This is a genomic window from Frigoribacterium salinisoli (genome assembly GCF_054781095.1).
The window spans coordinates 161,688-176,884 of the sequence record NZ_BAAGVB010000002.1 but is presented as its reverse complement, the minus strand read 5'-3'; the positions used below and the strand labels follow the sequence as shown (position 1 = coordinate 176,884).

Below are 15,197 nucleotides of genomic sequence, written 5' to 3'. Positions count from 1 at the left end.
GCGCTCCGCCGGAGCTCAGCCCTTCGCCCTCCGCGCCAGCGCGTCCCGCAGCAGCGGGAGCAACGCGCGACCGTCGGGCCCCTGGACGACGGGGACCCCGTGCGCGCTCGTGACCCGGTCGCGGTCGCCGGCCGGCGCCTCCTGCACCCTGCGGACGGCGATGGCCGCGACGGCGTCGCCGTGCTCACGGGCGAAGGTCGTGTAGAGCTCGGGGTCGTGCTCGCCGTCGTCGCCGATGAGCACCCAGGTGACGTGCGGCATGTCCTCGCGGAGGCGGGCGAGGGAGGAGCGCTTTTGCTCCTTGCCGTCGCGGAACCAGTGGGTCGGGGTGATGCCCCAGTCGGTCATGAGGAGGGTGCCGGCCGGGAACCCGTTCTTCTCGAGGAACCGCGAGGCGATGCCCGCGAAGTTCCACGGGCCGTTGCTGAGGTAGACGACGGCGGGCTGGTCCTGGCCGCGCACGGCCTCCTGCACGAGCTCCGCCATGCCGGGCACGATCCTCCGCTTCGCGCTCGTCCCGAAGAACGTGCGACGTGCGGCCGCGAGGGGGTTCGAGAGGCCGGTGACCCAGACGGTGTCGTCGATGTCGCAGACGACGCCGCGGGTCCCGCCCTCGGCGACGACGTGGATCGGGACGCGGGTCGGCGCCCGGTCGGGGACGCGCAGGACTGCCTCGACGTCGCCCTCGCCGAGCGGTCCGTCGAGGTCGACGGTCACGTCGAGGATCCCCTGCTCGTCGCTGACCGCCGTCGTGGTGGTGCCGCCGAGCTCGATCTCGACCTCGACCGAGGGGCGCTCCAGGGTCAGGAGGCGCTTCCACGCGGCGATGCCGCGTCGCGCGGCCGGGTCGGCCGAGAGAGGGGCGAGCACCACCCTGGCCAGGACGCGCCCGTGCTCCGCGTCGGCGTAGCCGGAGTACGGCAGCAGGGCGGGCCGCCAGCCGAACCGGGTCAGGAGGTGCGCGAGCCCCTTCCGCACGCCGGTGACGGCCGCGTAGGTGAGGGTCAGGGGGCCCAGGTGCAGGGTCTCGCGGGTGCCGGCGCGGGTGCGGGTCAGGTGGGGCATGCGTCCAACCTACGGATGGGGTCCGGCAGCACGGACACGGCGCGTGCAGCTCTCGAAGCCCCAGGAGCCATGACGCTAGAATCGTGTACATGACGGTCCTCTCGGTCGCGGATGCCCGCGCGTCGCTCAGCAAGCACATCGACTCGGCGGTCGTCACGCACGAGCGCTTCGAGATCACGCGGAACGGCTCCCGCGTCGCGGTGCTCTTGAGTGCCGACGACTATGACTCGCTCGTCGAGACGGTCGACGTCCTCAGCGACCCCGAGGAGGTCGCCGCGTTGACCGCAGCGCTGGCCGAACTGGAGGCGGACGACGTCTCGTCGGTCGACGAGGTGCGCGAGGCCATGGCGCGCCGGGGCCGACTCCCCCGGTGAGCACGTACGAGGTCGTCTTCACCAGGTCGGCACGACGAGCCCTGGAGAACACGCTCCCGGAACAGGTCGCCGCGGCAGCCTTCGAGTTCATCGTCGGACCGCTCGCCGAGAACCCGAAGCGCGTCGGCAAGCCCCTGCGCGCACCGTTGGAACCCCTGTGGTCCGCCCGCCGCGGCGAGTACCGCATCCTGTACCGGATCGAGGACCACCGCCTGGTCGTCCAGGTCGTCACCATCGAGCACCGGCGCGACGTCTACCACCGCTCCTGAGCAGGACGGCGGAGGCGCCCGTCGCTCGTCGGCGGTCGCGCGCAGCCGCAGCAGCAGCACGTGCGCGGCACCTCGGGTCACGACGGACCGAGCACAACGTACCCGAGCTGCGTCGCCGCGAACGCGACGAGCGCGTCGGCGGTCACGTCGTCGAGCCCAGCGGCGTGCGCTCTAGAGGCGGAGCAGGGACCGGTGGCCTCGTCAGCCCCTACCCCGTGCTGCCCGAGACCGCTTCGATCGACCAGGTCACGAACCCCGAGAGCATGACGGCCAGCTCCTGCACCGAGTACGTCTGAAGCACGACCCCTCCGGCGACGACCATGAGACCGGCGAAGCCGGCCGTCCACACGGCCTGCTCGTCGAAGGAGCGCTGGTTGTGGTGGATGCGGCAGTAACCCCCTCGAGGGGTCGCGTTCTGGCAGTAGTAGTTGCGGGTCCGCGAGCGGTTGGGCGCGAGGCACGAGCGCGCGGGCTCGTGGTGCACGCGCCGGTAGTTCTTGCGCCGGACCATCAAGACGACGAGCCCGACCGCGAACAGCACCGCGATGCCGACGTACATCACCACTCCCCCTGCGAGGAGTCCCTCGCCCCCGCGCTCGTCCCTATCGACAGTCCCGACGGTCCCGTCAGTGCGAGCACACCATCGACGAAGCGTCAGCAACGGGCTCCGTAGCGTCACTTATCGCGGACAAGTGACGGTAACGACACCCGTAGCGTCACTTGTCCGCAGAAAGTGTCGGCGTTCAGCCCCCGTACCGCCACCGTCGGTGGTCCGAGGCAGAATCGTCTCGCTCCCCCTCCCAGGAGCACGACCCGCGCCCGCGCGCCACCTGCCGCCCGACCCGAAGGAGCCCCCGATGACCACCGTCGTGGGCCCCGTCTCCGGCCCGGACCGCCCCGACCACCTCCTGCCGCAGCTGGCGCTCGAGGCGGTGCCGGCGGGCTTCCCCTCCCCCGCGCAGGGCTACTACTCGGGCCCGGTCGACCTCAACCGGCACCTGATGCGCGATCCGACGGCGACGTTCCTGGTCCGGGTGAGCGGCGACAGCATGACGGGCGCCGGCATCTTCGACGGCGACGAGCTGGTGGTCGACCGGGGCCTGGACGCGCACGACGGAGCCGTCGTCGTCGCGGTCGTCAACGGCGAGCTGACGGTGAAGCGGTTGCTGCGTCGCGAGGGCCGCACGGCCCTCCTGCCCGAGAACCCCGCCTACCCCGTGATCGAGCTGTCGGAGCTCGACGAGCTGACGATCTGGGGCGTCGTGACGAGGTGCCTCCACCGTGTCTGACAACGCAGGAGGCCCGGACCGCGCCCGGCACGTCGCCATCGTCGACGCCAACAACTTCTACGTCTCGTGCGAGCGCGTCTTCGACCCGTCGCTCGAGGGCCGTCCGGTGGTGGTGCTGTCGAACAACGACGGCTGCGTCGTCGCCCGGTCGCAGGAGGCGAAGGACCTCGGCATCGAGATGGCCGTGCCCTGGCACCGCATCGCGGCCCAGGCGCAGCTGCACGGCGTGGTGGCGCGGTCGAGCAACTACGAGCTCTACGGCGACATGTCGGCCCGGTCGGCGGAGGTGCTGAGCCGCTACACCGCCAGCCAAGAGGTGTACTCGATCGACGAGAGCTTCATCACGCTCACCGGCACGGTCGACGACGCGATCGCGCAGGCGCGCGAGATCAGGGTGGCGATGCGCAAGCTCATCGGGCTGCCGATGAGCGTCGGGATCGCCCGCACGAAGACCCTCGCGAAGCTGGCGAACCGCGGTTCGAAGTCGAACCCGTCGCTGGCGGGCGTCTGCCACCTCGACGCCTACGGGCAGGAGCAGCAGACCGCCATCATGCGCACCGTCGACGTCGGCGAGGTGTGGGGCATCGGTGGCAAGACCGCTCGCAAGCTCGCACCGCTCGGCATCCACGACGCCGCCGACCTCCGTGACGCCGACGCGGCCCTGATCACGAAGCGCTTCAGCGTCGTCCAGGGCCGCGTCGTGCAAGAGCTGAAAGGCATCGACTGCCTCCCCCTCGAGGAGGTCCAGAGCGACCGCGACCAGATCCACCACTCGCGGTCGTTCGCGGTGCCGATCAGCACGGTCGCCGAGCTCGAGGAGGTGCTGTCCGTCTACACGCAGAGGGCGGCAGCGAGGCTCAGGAGGCAGGGGTCGCTGGCCCGGGCGATGCGCTGCTCCGTCTCGACGAGCCCCTTCGCCGTCGCCGAGCACACGAACCACGTGGTGTCGGTGGCGTTCCCCGAGGCGACGGACGACGCGGCGGAGTTCTACCGTGCCGCCGTGGCTGCCCTCGGTCCGCAGTTGGAGCCCGGCAAGCAGTACGTGCGGGCCGGGGTGACCCTGGCGGAGCTCACCCCGCGCGACGAGTACGCCACCCTCGACATCTTCGGCACCCAGCCCTCCCGTGCCCCCTCGGCGGCGGTCGTCGACGACATCGCCGCGAAGTTCGGCGAGGACACCCTGGGCCTGGGCCTCGCCGGCCTCCGCACCCGCCGCGCCTGGACCATGAAGCGCGACATGATCTCCCCGCGGGCGACGACGCACTGGGACGAGCTGGCGGTCGTCTCGGCGAAGTGACCCGGCCCCGCCGAGGAGAGCGGCGCCTCAGGAACAGTTGGCGTGCACGTCCTCCTGCACCCCGCTGGGGTCGCCCAGCCTCGCCTTCTCGAGGTTCTCGGCGAGGAACGTCCGGGTGGCGTCATCGGCTCTGGAGTCCGCCAGGTAGGCCATGGAGGAGGCGGTCGCCAGCTGCCCGAGCGCCCGCTCGGCCTCGACGGGGTCGGTGTCGCGGGCGTCGAGCCACTCCTGCTCCCAGGCGCACTGCCAGACGAAGTGGGCGCGGGTGTCGCCGTAGGTCTCTTGGTAGGTGGTGCCAGCGGGGTCGTCGTCGATGTCCGCGACGGTCCTCGGCGGGGCGTATCCTCGGGGGAACTCCAGTTCGGCGACGCTGGCTCGGTAGGCCGCGTTCACTCCCTCCCGGGAGACGGAGGCTTCGGACGAGTCGTCCCTGGTGCTCGTGCAGCCGGTCACGGCCACGAGCCCGACGCTCGCCACGAGGGCGAAACTGATGATTCGACGCATGCGATCTTCCTCTGATTCGGCTGGAGCGCGTGGCGGGAGGCGGGCCTCCGGCTCCGCCGCACACACTCGCGATCGGTGGTGGAGGGTGCACCCGCGGGGCGCGGCACGATCTCGGTCGTCTGTCACGCCCCGGCGCCGACCCGCAGCACAACACCCGTAACTGGTATCACCCATTCTGTATGCTAGCGAGCGGATCGAGCGACTTGTTAAGCAGCGCCCAGGATGTCGAGGGGAGCAAGGATGGTTCGGGCGAGCAGGTCTCGGCCATGACCCTGTCGCACAGGGACTTCACCGACCTCCTGGAGGTGGCCGACGAACGCGTGCTCGAGGTCCTCGCCCGCGACGAGGAGCTGCCCAGTGCCCACTACGAGCTCTTGGTGCAGCTGGCGAACGGGACGGTCGCCGGCACGCTGCTGCAGAACCACTCGGTCCCCGAGAGCGCGCTTCGCCTGCTGCTCGAACGGTTCCCCGAGTACGAGGACATGGTCCGCGCCCACCCCGACTCGCCCGACGACTGGAAGCTCGACCTCCCCAACGAGCACGTCACGACCGAGGCATTATCTCGGTTCTTTCGTCGCATGAAGGCGACCCGTTCCGAGAGGGACAGGATGCTGCGGCGCTGGTCCAGGGACGGCCAGCGACGCTTCGGCGACTGCTGGGCAGAAGTGAGACCGGGTCCTGACCCTGACGCCTGGTCCACCTAGGTAACGGTCACCTACTAGGCCCCTGCTCCTGCGTTGGCATCATGTCGCATGTCACCTAGGGCGTCGTGGTGGCGACGCCGTCGTATACGCGGCAGGCTGGTGGGTTGTCGGTCGCCGTGATTCAACGGACGACACTCGCGCCTTCTCTGGAGGCGACAACTGCAGCCTCCCGTAGAAGTGCAGTTGCAACGCCTCTCCCTCGAGCTGCGGGCGAGGTGAAGAGATCGTTCAGGTAGAGCCCGAAAGTGGCGGTCGAGGGGCGGGCGAAGCGCCTGAGATTGGCGAGACCGAGCAGCGTGTCGTCTGCATCGGTCGCGACGAGGCCGATGAGTCCGTGGGCGCCCTCAAACACCCACTGCCAGGTGTCCGCCACGGCGTCGTCGTCGTCGGGCAACCTGTAGAACGAGCGATAGCCGGCGTAGAGGACGGACCACTGCCACTCGTCGCGAGCGAGGACCGGACGAACGTGAGCTGTCAACTCGCAAGCCTAGGAGCCGTAGCGAGAGCTAGCGCAACGGCCGGCGGTCTTATTCGCCGGCTTCCACACGAGCCATTTGCGGGCGACCTCGGCCTCGAGGTCGATGTCGAATCGCCGCGCAAACAGAGGCACCTGAGCTAAAACGTCGGTCAGCTCCGCCCGGAAGTGGTCGTCGAGCTCGGACCTGGAGCGCCCCTTGTCCCACGCCTGCCCACTTCGAGCAAGGTATGCCTGGGTCAGCTCCCCCACCTCCTGGTGGAGCTTGAGCACTAACCACTCATCAGTGCGATCGATACCGTGCTTCTCCGCATGGAAATCGGACACGGAATCGACCTCTTGGCTCGAATCTTCGACATTCACCCGGCGAGCGTGCCAATGAGCACGACGCTCGACGAGCAGAACGGTCACCGATCATACTTTCGTACAGGTGACCGATCAGCTACTGGGACGGGGTCGGTCTGGCCCAGTCGCTCCTCCCTAGACGTCGCCACGATAGGCCACTGATCGTCTGCGAAAGCACGACGTGAGCTGGCGGGCCGACGACAAGGGGGAACCCGTGACCCAGAAAACGGACGAAGACTGGTCTAGATCATTAGAGGCCGTTGCGACGGACGGGCCGATTGACGAAGCGCGAAGGCTGCTGCTGCTCGAGGGGGCGGCACACCAGGGCAGACCCATCGAGCACTGCCACTTTCTCACCGCGTTTGAGTGCAGACACAGCCCCGCGGCGCGGCGTCGACTCGAAGACCTTGCCGACGACACCTACGCCTGGTTCCTTGACGACCCCGATTGCGAAAGCGCACCATCGACTCCCTGGCATCACTCGCACGTCCCGCAATAGTCACTTCTATCTCCAAGCCACCTGCATGACGGCCTGACGGCCTGACGGCCTGACGGCCTGACGAGACGATTCATCAGACACATCGAACGGTGCGGCTAGGGCTTCTTTGTGATGATCGGAACGGCGTTGCTTAACCAATAGTCACGCCATGCTGTCGCATCAGCGCCATCCAAAAGCCGTCGGCCGATCTGTATGCCGCCGTTCCCGGTGTGGGTGGCTATTGCATCCCAACCGCCGCGCGTCGTAGCGAAGTCGCTCGTGAGCTGCGTCCAGGACGGATTCGAGTAACGGACTTCTGCGTCTTCCCTCCTAGCGATCACTTCACCCGTTACGGCGGACACGGCCGTCTTGCCGTCCTCGAAGTGGCTGTCTTTGAAGTCATCGCGCAGGTCGAGAATTTCGGACCGCAAGGCGTCTCTCACCTTCGCTGCGGCCGAATTTCCATCGACGGCCTTAATGAAACCGAAATCTACCGGCCCTTCGTCCCGTTGCACGACGAAAGTGCGCAGGTCCTTCGCGGCGTAAGTCTTAAACTTGTGGGTTAAGTCGACGTAGAAGTACTTGATCCCCGTGCCGATTTTTTCGTCCGCATCGTCTTTTCGCATGAGGAGGTCCGTCAGGACGTCTATGTGATCCGGATTCGTGATCGGCACCATTAAGGGCGCGGCGTTGAGAATCTCCGTGCTAACCCAGCACTTCGCGGCAGTTTTGTTTGCAAAGTCGTGGCTGGCGAGGGATATCGGGTGGGAGACCATGGCCTGATTCTAGCCACGTCGTAGGACGTCTGGAGATCGTCTTTCGGGCACCTGTAGCGCCTACGCCTGGAGAGACATCGCCTCGAGACCCTTTTGCGGCAAGATTTACACGTGGCGCATCGATTGGTCATCCCGACACGGGTAATGTACTGGTGGCACATCACCTAAGAGCTACTGTCAGATTTGGCCGGAGGGAGCAGACATGGACTGGTCGATCATCGGCGGCATCTTGGCCGGTGCGGCGGCTGTGTGGGCTGCCGTCTACACGCTCGTTCGTGAACGTGCCCCAATGCGAGAACTGGAACGCGTGACTGCCGTCCTGAAGGACACACCCAAGGATGCTCTCAATCGAGTCGACCTAGAGGTGGTGCGGGACCACCTCAGCCTTCGCATCAACTACGGCTACCGAGCACCCCGCGGGCTTGGCTTTCTACTTCTGGGTTGGACCGGCCTCCTGAGCGGCGTCGTTCTGTTCTTCGTCGTATTCGGCGTCGAACTGACTGGGGAGCAGACCTTGTCTACGGGGCGCAGCATCCTCCTCGGGATGATGAACGGAATAGTCGTCGCTCTAGGTCAAGCCGCGTTGTTCGCCCGCTGGAGAGCACGGAACAAGTGGCTTGAGGAAGTCCAGGGATCGGGTGACAACTGGTCTACAGAGAGGTCTCTCGTCTAGCACAGAGCTCGGGCGCTACCCCTAGGGCCCGAAGCTATAGGACGGCCCGCTGGTCTGCGCGATAGACCGTCAAACGAGCGACACCGAAGAGCTGGCGATCTCGCTGGTCGTGTGGGCGCCGGTGCGGTGCAGCTGTACGAGGTGCTTCTCCTGCGAGGCCGTGAGCTTGGGATTGGGCTTGCGACCGTAGAGCTAGCCGGCGGCCTTCGCGATCACCATGCCCTCGCGGGTGCGGGCACGGATGAGATCCCCCTCGAAGTCGGCCACCATGCCGAGGACGTTGAACAGCAGCCGGCCGACAGGGTCGGTGGGGTCGTAGACCGCTCCCCCCAGGTTGAGCGAGACGCCCTTCTTGGTGAGCTCGTCCGCGATGTCCGTCGCATCCCGCAGGGATCGGGCGAGACGGTCAAGCTTCGTTACGACGAGGACGTCCCCGGCATGGCACGCCGCCAACGCCTCGCGCAGGCCTGGCCGTGCCCGACAGGCCGTGGTCGACGTGGACGTGATCGTCGTTGACACCGAGGGCTTTCAGGCCGTCGCGTTGCGCGGCGAGATCCTATCCCGAGGTCGAGACGCGGGCGTATCGGATGAGCACGAAGCGACTGTAGCGTTCCAACCCTCTTCACCGGGCTTTTTTGCGGGACAGACATACGCGGATCCGCACACCCGGCGCCACTTGGCCTCGGACGACCGAAACGGCCCCGCGCAAGTGTGCCGATGAACAACCGACTATCGAACGCAGATATCTCGGCGACAATGTGGGGCCAGACGAGCCTCGTTATGAGCCTCGCGACATGACGTCGCGAGGCTGCGCCATTGACTGGGGTTACCCTAAACGCATGGATCTCTAGATGGCGGCGAGATCCAGAGGAGACCCATTCCAGGTAACTGCACTTCCGTCCGTCGTTCTCGACAGGAAGTGTCAGCTGCCAGGCAACGAGTCTCGAAAACTGACGTACAGGTCGTAGTCTGACACCGCCTGTCCGGACCCCCTGCCAAATAACTTGTCCGATGTCGACGTCAGACCGCCAGGGCACCGAGCGGCAAGGGTCTGTCGACCGTTCGAGCTCAGCGTGCGAGACCAGATGGCCAAACTATGTGAACAGGAATACCGCCGTCCTCTGCATAGCTCACCGCGTCAGCTGTTCCGCCGCGGCCTCGCGCGGGTCCGCCGTCCCATACGGCGATGAGCACATCGCTGTGCTCGACGACACGATGTCCAGCCGCGGTATAGGCGGGCTCACCGGGCGCCTCGAACGGTAGCTGCTGGACACTAGTCGCCTGGTCAAGGAGAGCACGATAGGCGTTGCGATGAGCCTCGTCGAAGGTCGTGGCGTAATTCTCGGAGGGGATGATGGCATGAAGGGTCCCCCCGAGCGCGAGCACGCTGCGGGCGAAAAGCTGATCAGCCCCCTCCGCAAGGCTGCTGTAGCCCTCCAACGGCTCAGCCAGGCCGACCAGCAGCGACCTTATTCCTTCGACAATCGGCTTGACCGCGTCCTCTGGAATCTTCTGATGCCCCGTGATCCCGACCCTCGTCATATCCGCTCCGATTGGGCCAGCTGCCAGTAGTGCCGCCCTAGGGGCGTCAGTCGGCATCCGGTAGATCTCATCGCGGCGTAATACAGGTGCTCTTCGCCGATTGGTTCGATAAGCCTGCAAGCACGAAGCCGCTGGAAAGCTTTGAAGATAGCTTCGTGCTCAGGGCTGCGGGGCTCAACAGTGTCCTCGTAAGACGGATCCAACGGATAGTCGTGGTCCGGGGTCGGGAACCAGGCGGGCAACTCGCGAAGGTCTCCGAGGGGTACGCGAGGATCGCAGACTCGGATGTCGTGCAGCCGATCAATGTTCGCTTTGAAGGTTGGGCGCTGTTCCCAGGCACCAAATGACTCGGAGAGATACGCGTAAAGACCAGAAACGTTGATGTGTCCCAGAACGTCGGCAGCGCCTCCATCGAGGGCTCCTTCGAGGTAGGTCGAAAACAGCCCCCTTCCTGCGGGCGTCTCAGCGGAAGTTTGGTCGTTGCGACTGGCGGTGAGCACGGACAGTCCGGGCCTCAGGTTGGCTAGGGCGGTGCCAAGAGCGCCGATGGTGGTGGCTCCACCGGAGAAGCAACAGTCGAGGATGACGACAACTTCTTGTACTGGCGAGGCGACGATGCGTTCGAGGATCTCACTGAACTGCACCCCGGGCGAGTGTTCAGTGCCGTCGCTGGTCACTAGAGCCACGTCTCCACGAACCGGAGCGCCGTGCCCAGCAAAATAGAACAGGGCGAACTCCGCCCCCGGGGCGAGAGTGGCGTCGATCATGGGCAGGAGATCGTCGCGCGTAACCCGCGAACCCGGGTTAGTTGCTATGACGAGCTTGCAATCGAGGTTGGTCGAAACGTCTTCGTTGCGCGCCAGCAGTGGCTGCAGGGCGATAGCGTCATTAGCGCAACCCGCGAGGCCGTTGAACTGGTCGTAGTAGTCGATGCCGACGACGAGCGCCCGCTTCATGTCAGAGGCCATCGATGAAGTTCGCGACGTTTTCCCACGTCCAAGCGACACACCGTGCTGAGGCGATCTCCGCCGGCTTCGTGCGGTAGCCGTCCTCGATCCAGATCCCGATCACCGGGACGCCCTCCTCCACGGCGCAGCTGATCTCCCAGAGCTGGCCGGTCGCCTTCGGCGTACTGCTGCTGATCAGCGCAATAACGCCATCGGAGCGACGAATGCGAGTGCGGACTCGTGTCTTCCACTCCGAGGAGTAGGGCTCCTTGACGGACATGTCGGTGAACTCGAACGGAGTGTCGGGATGGACTCGCTGACCAGTGAACAGGTTGCGGGTGGTCTCGTCCTCTTTCGCGAACGCGATGAAAACCGTCTTGGACGCCATTAATGATACTCCCTCGGATCGATGTGTCTGCGCTAGCGTACCGGCGAGGCCCGCCACTGCCAAGGACGAGGGAACCTATATAGGAAGCGAGCAGCTCAAGCACACCGACGGCTCCACCTGGGGACACCATCGATCCGAAGTCGCGGCCTCGATGAATCGACCGACCACACCTGACGCCCGCATACTTGGGCACTCGACGCCCTCGCGGGATGGCACTTTGCCGAACGAGTACAGGACAGGTACCAGACATAGCGGCCGGTGAAGGACGACACGCACTTGGACCAAGCCCTGCTGCAAGAGCCAGATATTACTGTGAAGCAGGCGTGCCGATGCGGCCGCTACGAATAGGGTTTCCTATAGTCCGACCCGGGTGGCCCACTGACTCCCTTACGGGGGCCGAGACGCGGCCGCACGCGTGCACCTATTCTGATGCCCATGACTCTTGACGCTCCCTCAACTGCAGGCCCACTCAACGCCGCCAACCTTCCGAAAAAGAAGAGGCGTCAAATCTTTGTCGCTTACCCCTACCGCATCTACGCGAAAGAGGATTACCGGAAGGTATACCAGGACCTGGCTAAGGCCTTCAATGTCAAGTTCATCTTCGCGGACGAGCAGATTAGCTCCTTGACTGTTCTCGACAAGATTCGCAACTACATCGAGCAGTCCGAGTTTGGCATCTACGACATTTCGGGGTGGAACCCCAACGTCACCCTTGAGCTGGGCCTCGCCTTCGGAGCAGCCGAGCGTGCTTACATCGCCTTCGATCCGAGCAAAACCAACGAAAACGAAGTGCCCACCGACCTCCGCGGGATTGACCGCATTCAATACTCATCTTTCCACACATTGGGGGAGGGGTTGGCGAAGCTGTTAGCTCAAGAGATGCCGGTGCCAACCACTCATGACGCGGAAAATCAGCTGGATGAACTGCGGCGGCAAGCCCTGACGCTGCTCAGCACTGAAGACGGCCTCAAGATTGAGGACGTCGCTACGCTGCTCGGAGTGACCAAGCCACTAGCTCAGCTGGTTGTCAAACCGCTGGTCAACAATGGACTTCGCACTGAAGGCAAGACCAAGGGCACTAAGTACTTCACTGTCACCTCTGAGACTACTCGGGCTCCGTTGACCACTGACGGGTAGGGCGCAAGCTCCTCTACTGGCGCACTCATGCGCCCAGCGCTTGGGCGCGCAGCTACGACGCTGAAAGCCGCTCCGAGGCGCCGCTGAGCACTAGTAAGACCAGAAGCACCCGCGGGGACCCGCAGGAAGCAGAACCGACGATTTTGACCCTCGACGCGAACATCGTCGTGCCCAACGCCGAGTTGAACGGGTCAGCTTGGGCAGACATCACCGCGGCGATCAACGAGGGCGTCCTCAGCGTGGTCGTGCCCACGATCATGGTCGCCCCGACAGTGCAGGCCGAGCCCCGCCGGCAGGAACCGGCTACAGGTACTGCTGCTGGTCTCTTGCCGCGGCGAACGCCTGTGCGTTGAGGCGCGTGTTCCAGATGCGCCGGTTCTTGTCGGTAGGTCGAATCTCACGGCTGCGGTGGTACGCCTTCGCCGAGTACCAGGAGGCAGTCTCGACCTTCACCGTGTTCAAGTCCAAGGCTTCGTCGATGGCCGGCCTGAGATCGCTGTCCTGGGAGGCGAGCAGGACTACATCGACGTCAGGTTCGCGGGCTTCACGCACCATCGCAAGGGCACAGAGCACGTCGATGCCCTTCTCCCGTTTGCCGGTAGTGATTTCGTTCCCCGTGGCGTCAGTCGCCTTCCGGCCGTCAGCGTCTCGCTGGTAGTCGTACGTCAGCGGCCGCATCTTCACCTTGACACGTGGGTCCTTCTCCCACTCGGTCTGCTGTGCCATGTTCCGGGCGTAGGCCTCGGGGTCATGGACCGCGCTGGGGAGACCTCGGTAGACCAAGACCTGCGTGAGCACCGCCTTCGATTCTCCATCGCGTTGGTTGGCGTTGCGTGCATGGATGATCTGGTTCGCGAAGTGCAGCGGGTGGACCAGACACTCGTGAGGCGCCTTCGAAGCTTCAAACACGGCTCGGCCCACGAGGTGGACGTTCTGGTAGTCGATGATGACCGTGGTTCGCAGCATGGTTGGAAGCCCCCGGATATGAAAAAGCCCCACCAGTCCCGGAGGACGGTGGGGAGTTAGGTTGGCAGCTTACAACCCGAATCGCGCTGCCGTCCAGTCAGCGGCGGAATCGGGGCCCTTCGCCCTGAGCCCGCCTCCGCAAACGCCCTTTCGGGGCCTACTTGGAGTCAGGCCTGGAGCTTACGAGAAGATGGCGAGGGGTATGACTCGCAGTGACGCTCCTCGCACACGGGAATCAAGCTTGAGGTCCACGTAGTCGGAGGGGGAAGCGCCGCCGACTTCGGGCGCGTTTTCAAGGAGCTCGTGGAGGCGCTCGATGCCGGCGTCGAGCGCGCTCGGTGCGAGGTTCCGCAGCAGCTTGTTCCGGCCGAAGGTCGGAACGTCGGTCGCGACCGGGGCAATGACCTTCCCGAGGACGGTGAACGTCCCATCGAGGAGCCGGTCCGGATCCTCGATGATGAAGTGCGTTCGCTCACAGACCGTGATCGCGGTCAATGGGGGACCGCTCGCGACGCGCCCGTAGTACTCGATCGTCGTCGCCTGGCGCGTGTCGGCCTTGACCGCTTCCGTAATGGCTCTCGCGAGCTCGCCTTTCGCGCTCGACTCAATGTCCATCTTCTCGGCGTGCTGGACACGAGCCTCGTGTCCTCCGTCCACTGGGAATGACGAGAGGTAGTCGCGTCGCACCAGATAACGGGCGACGGCGTCGACTAGTTCGGGCGAGATGACGTCCAGCGCAAGAGTCAGCTCAACCGGATCGAATGACGTCGTGTACTCGACAAAAGCGCCGGGCTGCAGCGCAGCTGCTCCGTCCGCCGTCGTGAGCTTCGCGAGGAGGCCCTTCTGGGCAAGATGCTCCCGGACAAGATGGAGGTAGTACGCCTGGGAGTACACGAACTGCTGCCGAGATGCCGTCCCGGTGTTCTGGGTCCAACTGGTCTTCAAACCGGCCTGTCCTTGCAGACCGAGCTCGGCGCCTCCAACGAACGGGATACGTGCCTTCCCCGCTGCGTCTCCGCTTGCTGAGGCATCGGCGCCGATGTCGGATCCGGTGTCAGCTGAAGTATCGCGGGTCTCGTCAGTGATGAGTGGCTGGCGGAATATCTGCTGGAGGATGCCCGCGATCTGGTCCGAGTTCTGATAGATCGTAGCGATCGGCGTCGTGGCCGGGCTGTGCTCTGACGAGGTTTCGTAGACAGCGTTATCGGGATTCATACATCGATGATGCTCGCGCGTAGTGGGAACCGACCCGACGCACCTAGGACTCGCTCGACACCCAGGACCCCGACTGCGGCATCGGTCTGATCGGCGGACGGGCCCGAGTAGGCCACGCACTCGCTCAGGAACGGTCGCAAGCGAACCTCCAGTCGTATTACCGGCAGTTGACCGTCTCAATCGCGAGCGATGACCGGCCACCCGCTTGGAGGGATCGCTTCAGCATGAAACGGCAGGCCGATACCGGCAGACGAAGGCGCTGTTCACTTACGTCAGACGTCTCTAACCCGCCGGGCTCTCAGCTATCGGTGATGCGCGATTCGTCGCGTATCCAGCGCCGGCGAGCCCGAGTGGCTCTACGGGATTCACTCCGTTCCCAAACAACGCCGGTGCCACGGCCTCCGCGTGGCTCGAAGCCCAGGCTCTGCAGAAGACGAGCCGTGTCAGCCTCCGAGATCTGCATCAACTTCGCGAATCGGGGCAGCTCCCATTCGCTCTTCGTGTCGGTGAAGGTCCGGAGCTGCCACGGCTGAGCAACGCCGGCGCGCAACATCGCGCGCGCGGTCCGGCGTGCCGCACGGACCACTCCTCGTCGTAGCACCGCGCGGCGTACCGCCTTGAACCCACTCCAGCCTGCCAGCGCGTACTCCAACCAATGATCGAGTAGGAAGGTCACCACGTCGTGGTAGACGCTGGCATCTCCGAGGCCCATCGGAGCGACCAGCACCAGGCAATCATTCGTACCGTTGCCGA

General features: G+C 65.2%; 20 protein-coding genes and 1 pseudogene. 8 read left to right on the top strand and 13 right to left on the bottom strand.

Annotated elements, in window-relative coordinates; genetic code table 11:
- Positions 1-15: 15 nt before the first annotated feature.
- Entirely contained in the window at positions 16-1,065 is a 1,050-nt protein-coding gene (locus ACYVHQ_RS06670) for an App1 family protein (protein WP_460511402.1), read from the bottom strand.
- A gap of 89 nt (positions 1,066-1,154) precedes the next feature.
- On the opposite strand from ACYVHQ_RS06670, the gene ACYVHQ_RS06665 reads away from it, so the two are divergent.
- Both ACYVHQ_RS06665 and ACYVHQ_RS06660 read left to right on the top strand, forming a co-directional pair.
- The gene (locus ACYVHQ_RS06665; RefSeq protein ID WP_460511401.1) at positions 1,155-1,439 is read left to right on the top strand and encodes a type II toxin-antitoxin system Phd/YefM family antitoxin; all 285 of its coding nucleotides are present in this window, start codon (positions 1,155-1,157) and stop codon (positions 1,437-1,439) included.
- Positions 1,436-1,708, top strand: coding sequence for a type II toxin-antitoxin system RelE family toxin (locus ACYVHQ_RS06660; protein WP_460511400.1), 273 nt, complete (start codon positions 1,436-1,438; stop codon positions 1,706-1,708). Before ACYVHQ_RS06665 ends, ACYVHQ_RS06660 begins: the two co-directional genes overlap by 4 nt.
- A gap of 208 nt (positions 1,709-1,916) precedes the next feature.
- Here the strand turns inward: ACYVHQ_RS06660 and ACYVHQ_RS06655 are convergent, their stop codons facing one another.
- Complete coding sequence (locus ACYVHQ_RS06655) at positions 1,917-2,267, bottom strand: hypothetical protein (RefSeq protein WP_460511399.1); 351 nt, start codon at positions 2,265-2,267, stop codon at positions 1,917-1,919.
- Between the two features lie 298 nt (positions 2,268-2,565).
- Between ACYVHQ_RS06655 and ACYVHQ_RS06650 the strand changes: the two genes are divergently transcribed.
- Both ACYVHQ_RS06650 and ACYVHQ_RS06645 read left to right on the top strand, forming a co-directional pair.
- Positions 2,566-2,997 carry a LexA family protein gene (locus ACYVHQ_RS06650; RefSeq protein ID WP_460511398.1) on the top strand — a complete coding sequence of 144 codons (432 nt, stop codon included), beginning with the start codon at positions 2,566-2,568 and terminating at the stop codon, positions 2,995-2,997.
- Positions 2,990-4,294, top strand: a complete 1,305-nt coding sequence (locus ACYVHQ_RS06645; protein ID WP_460511397.1) for a Y-family DNA polymerase — start codon at positions 2,990-2,992, stop codon at positions 4,292-4,294. The genes ACYVHQ_RS06650 and ACYVHQ_RS06645 overlap by 8 nt, the downstream gene beginning before the upstream one ends.
- Before the next feature lie 27 nt (positions 4,295-4,321).
- On the opposite strand, the gene ACYVHQ_RS06640 is transcribed toward ACYVHQ_RS06645, so the two are convergent.
- Positions 4,322-4,798 carry a hypothetical protein gene (locus ACYVHQ_RS06640; protein ID WP_460511396.1) on the bottom strand — a complete coding sequence of 159 codons (477 nt, stop codon included), beginning with the start codon at positions 4,796-4,798 and terminating at the stop codon, positions 4,322-4,324.
- A gap of 179 nt (positions 4,799-4,977) precedes the next feature.
- Here ACYVHQ_RS06640 and ACYVHQ_RS06635 point away from each other — a divergent pair, with 179 nt between their 5' ends.
- Positions 4,978-5,502, top strand: coding sequence for a hypothetical protein (locus ACYVHQ_RS06635; protein WP_460511395.1), 525 nt, complete (start codon positions 4,978-4,980; stop codon positions 5,500-5,502).
- Between the two features lie 121 nt (positions 5,503-5,623).
- Here the strand turns inward: ACYVHQ_RS06635 and ACYVHQ_RS06630 are convergent, their stop codons facing one another.
- Together ACYVHQ_RS06630 and ACYVHQ_RS06625 are read right to left on the bottom strand one after the other, a co-directional pair.
- The gene (locus ACYVHQ_RS06630) at positions 5,624-5,980 is read right to left on the bottom strand and encodes a GNAT family N-acetyltransferase (protein ID WP_460511394.1); all 357 of its coding nucleotides are present in this window, start codon (positions 5,978-5,980) and stop codon (positions 5,624-5,626) included.
- A 9-nt stretch (positions 5,981-5,989) separates the two neighbouring features.
- The gene (locus ACYVHQ_RS06625) at positions 5,990-6,388 is read right to left on the bottom strand and encodes a pyrophosphatase (protein WP_460511393.1); all 399 of its coding nucleotides are present in this window, start codon (positions 6,386-6,388) and stop codon (positions 5,990-5,992) included.
- 115 nt (positions 6,389-6,503) lie between these two features.
- Here ACYVHQ_RS06625 and ACYVHQ_RS06620 point away from each other — a divergent pair, with 115 nt between their 5' ends.
- Positions 6,504-6,821 carry a BsuBI/PstI family type II restriction endonuclease gene (locus tag ACYVHQ_RS06620; RefSeq protein ID WP_460511392.1) on the top strand — a complete coding sequence of 106 codons (318 nt, stop codon included), beginning with the start codon at positions 6,504-6,506 and terminating at the stop codon, positions 6,819-6,821.
- A gap of 95 nt (positions 6,822-6,916) precedes the next feature.
- Here the strand turns inward: ACYVHQ_RS06620 and ACYVHQ_RS06615 are convergent, their stop codons facing one another.
- Positions 6,917-7,576 (bottom strand): DCL family protein, encoded by a 660-nt coding sequence (locus tag ACYVHQ_RS06615; RefSeq protein WP_460511391.1) that lies wholly within the window; start codon positions 7,574-7,576, stop codon positions 6,917-6,919.
- Positions 7,577-7,778: 202 nt separating this feature from the next.
- Here ACYVHQ_RS06615 and ACYVHQ_RS06610 point away from each other — a divergent pair, with 202 nt between their 5' ends.
- A complete protein-coding gene (locus tag ACYVHQ_RS06610) occupies positions 7,779-8,249 on the top strand; it encodes a hypothetical protein (protein WP_460511390.1) in 471 nt (156 codons plus the stop codon).
- A gap of 34 nt (positions 8,250-8,283) precedes the next feature.
- Here ACYVHQ_RS06610 and ACYVHQ_RS06605 read toward each other — a convergent pair.
- From ACYVHQ_RS06605 to ACYVHQ_RS06590, 4 genes and pseudogenes are all read right to left on the bottom strand, one after another.
- A pseudogene (locus ACYVHQ_RS06605) lies at positions 8,284-8,781 on the bottom strand (recombinase family protein).
- A gap of 536 nt (positions 8,782-9,317) precedes the next feature.
- Positions 9,318-9,791 carry a hypothetical protein gene (locus tag ACYVHQ_RS06600; protein ID WP_460511389.1) on the bottom strand — a complete coding sequence of 158 codons (474 nt, stop codon included), beginning with the start codon at positions 9,789-9,791 and terminating at the stop codon, positions 9,318-9,320.
- Entirely contained in the window at positions 9,788-10,759 is a 972-nt protein-coding gene (locus ACYVHQ_RS06595; protein WP_460511388.1) for a caspase family protein, read from the bottom strand. Before ACYVHQ_RS06595 ends, ACYVHQ_RS06600 begins: the two co-directional genes overlap by 4 nt.
- Positions 10,749-11,126: a TIR domain-containing protein gene (locus ACYVHQ_RS06590; protein ID WP_460511387.1), complete on the bottom strand. Its 378-nt coding sequence runs from the start codon at positions 11,124-11,126 to the stop codon at positions 10,749-10,751. Before ACYVHQ_RS06590 ends, ACYVHQ_RS06595 begins: the two co-directional genes overlap by 11 nt.
- 435 nt (positions 11,127-11,561) lie before the next feature.
- On the opposite strand from ACYVHQ_RS06590, the gene ACYVHQ_RS06585 reads away from it, so the two are divergent.
- Positions 11,562-12,263, top strand: a complete 702-nt coding sequence (locus tag ACYVHQ_RS06585) for a hypothetical protein (RefSeq protein WP_460511386.1) — start codon at positions 11,562-11,564, stop codon at positions 12,261-12,263.
- A gap of 303 nt (positions 12,264-12,566) precedes the next feature.
- On the opposite strand, the gene ACYVHQ_RS06580 is transcribed toward ACYVHQ_RS06585, so the two are convergent.
- The 3 genes from ACYVHQ_RS06580 to ACYVHQ_RS06570 all read right to left on the bottom strand — a co-directional run bounded on the left by ACYVHQ_RS06580 (position 12,567) and on the right by ACYVHQ_RS06570 (position 15,171).
- Entirely contained in the window at positions 12,567-13,229 is a 663-nt protein-coding gene (locus tag ACYVHQ_RS06580) for a PIN domain-containing protein (RefSeq protein WP_460511385.1), read from the bottom strand.
- Positions 13,230-13,409: 180 nt separating this feature from the next.
- Entirely contained in the window at positions 13,410-14,444 is a 1,035-nt protein-coding gene (locus tag ACYVHQ_RS06575) for a DUF6414 family protein (RefSeq protein WP_460511384.1), read from the bottom strand.
- 298 nt (positions 14,445-14,742) lie between these two features.
- A complete protein-coding gene (locus tag ACYVHQ_RS06570) occupies positions 14,743-15,171 on the bottom strand; it encodes a hypothetical protein (RefSeq protein ID WP_460511383.1) in 429 nt (142 codons plus the stop codon).
- Between the last annotated feature and the right edge of the window lie 26 nt (positions 15,172-15,197).

What these genes read in the sequence shown, in the direction of transcription:
- ACYVHQ_RS06670 (WP_460511402.1), bottom strand. Translation starts at nt 1,065, where the DNA reads ATGCCCCACCTGACCCGCACCCGCGCCGGCACCCGCGAGACCCTGCAC.
- ACYVHQ_RS06665 (WP_460511401.1), top strand. Translation starts at nt 1,155, where the DNA reads ATGACGGTCCTCTCGGTCGCGGATGCCCGCGCGTCGCTCAGCAAGCAC.
- ACYVHQ_RS06655 (WP_460511399.1), bottom strand. Translation starts at nt 2,267, where the DNA reads ATGTACGTCGGCATCGCGGTGCTGTTCGCGGTCGGGCTCGTCGTCTTG.
- ACYVHQ_RS06650 (WP_460511398.1), top strand. Translation starts at nt 2,566, where the DNA reads ATGACCACCGTCGTGGGCCCCGTCTCCGGCCCGGACCGCCCCGACCAC.
- ACYVHQ_RS06640 (WP_460511396.1), bottom strand. Translation starts at nt 4,798, where the DNA reads ATGCGTCGAATCATCAGTTTCGCCCTCGTGGCGAGCGTCGGGCTCGTG.
- ACYVHQ_RS06635 (WP_460511395.1), top strand. Translation starts at nt 4,978, where the DNA reads ATGCTAGCGAGCGGATCGAGCGACTTGTTAAGCAGCGCCCAGGATGTC.
- ACYVHQ_RS06615 (WP_460511391.1), bottom strand. Translation starts at nt 7,576, where the DNA reads ATGGTCTCCCACCCGATATCCCTCGCCAGCCACGACTTTGCAAACAAA.
- ACYVHQ_RS06610 (WP_460511390.1), top strand. Translation starts at nt 7,779, where the DNA reads ATGGACTGGTCGATCATCGGCGGCATCTTGGCCGGTGCGGCGGCTGTG.
- ACYVHQ_RS06600 (WP_460511389.1), bottom strand. Translation starts at nt 9,791, where the DNA reads ATGACGAGGGTCGGGATCACGGGGCATCAGAAGATTCCAGAGGACGCG.
- ACYVHQ_RS06595 (WP_460511388.1), bottom strand. Translation starts at nt 10,759, where the DNA reads ATGGCCTCTGACATGAAGCGGGCGCTCGTCGTCGGCATCGACTACTAC.
- ACYVHQ_RS06590 (WP_460511387.1), bottom strand. Translation starts at nt 11,126, where the DNA reads ATGGCGTCCAAGACGGTTTTCATCGCGTTCGCGAAAGAGGACGAGACC.
- ACYVHQ_RS06585 (WP_460511386.1), top strand. Translation starts at nt 11,562, where the DNA reads ATGACTCTTGACGCTCCCTCAACTGCAGGCCCACTCAACGCCGCCAAC.
- ACYVHQ_RS06580 (WP_460511385.1), bottom strand. Translation starts at nt 13,229, where the DNA reads ATGCTGCGAACCACGGTCATCATCGACTACCAGAACGTCCACCTCGTG.
- ACYVHQ_RS06575 (WP_460511384.1), bottom strand. Translation starts at nt 14,444, where the DNA reads ATGAATCCCGATAACGCTGTCTACGAAACCTCGTCAGAGCACAGCCCG.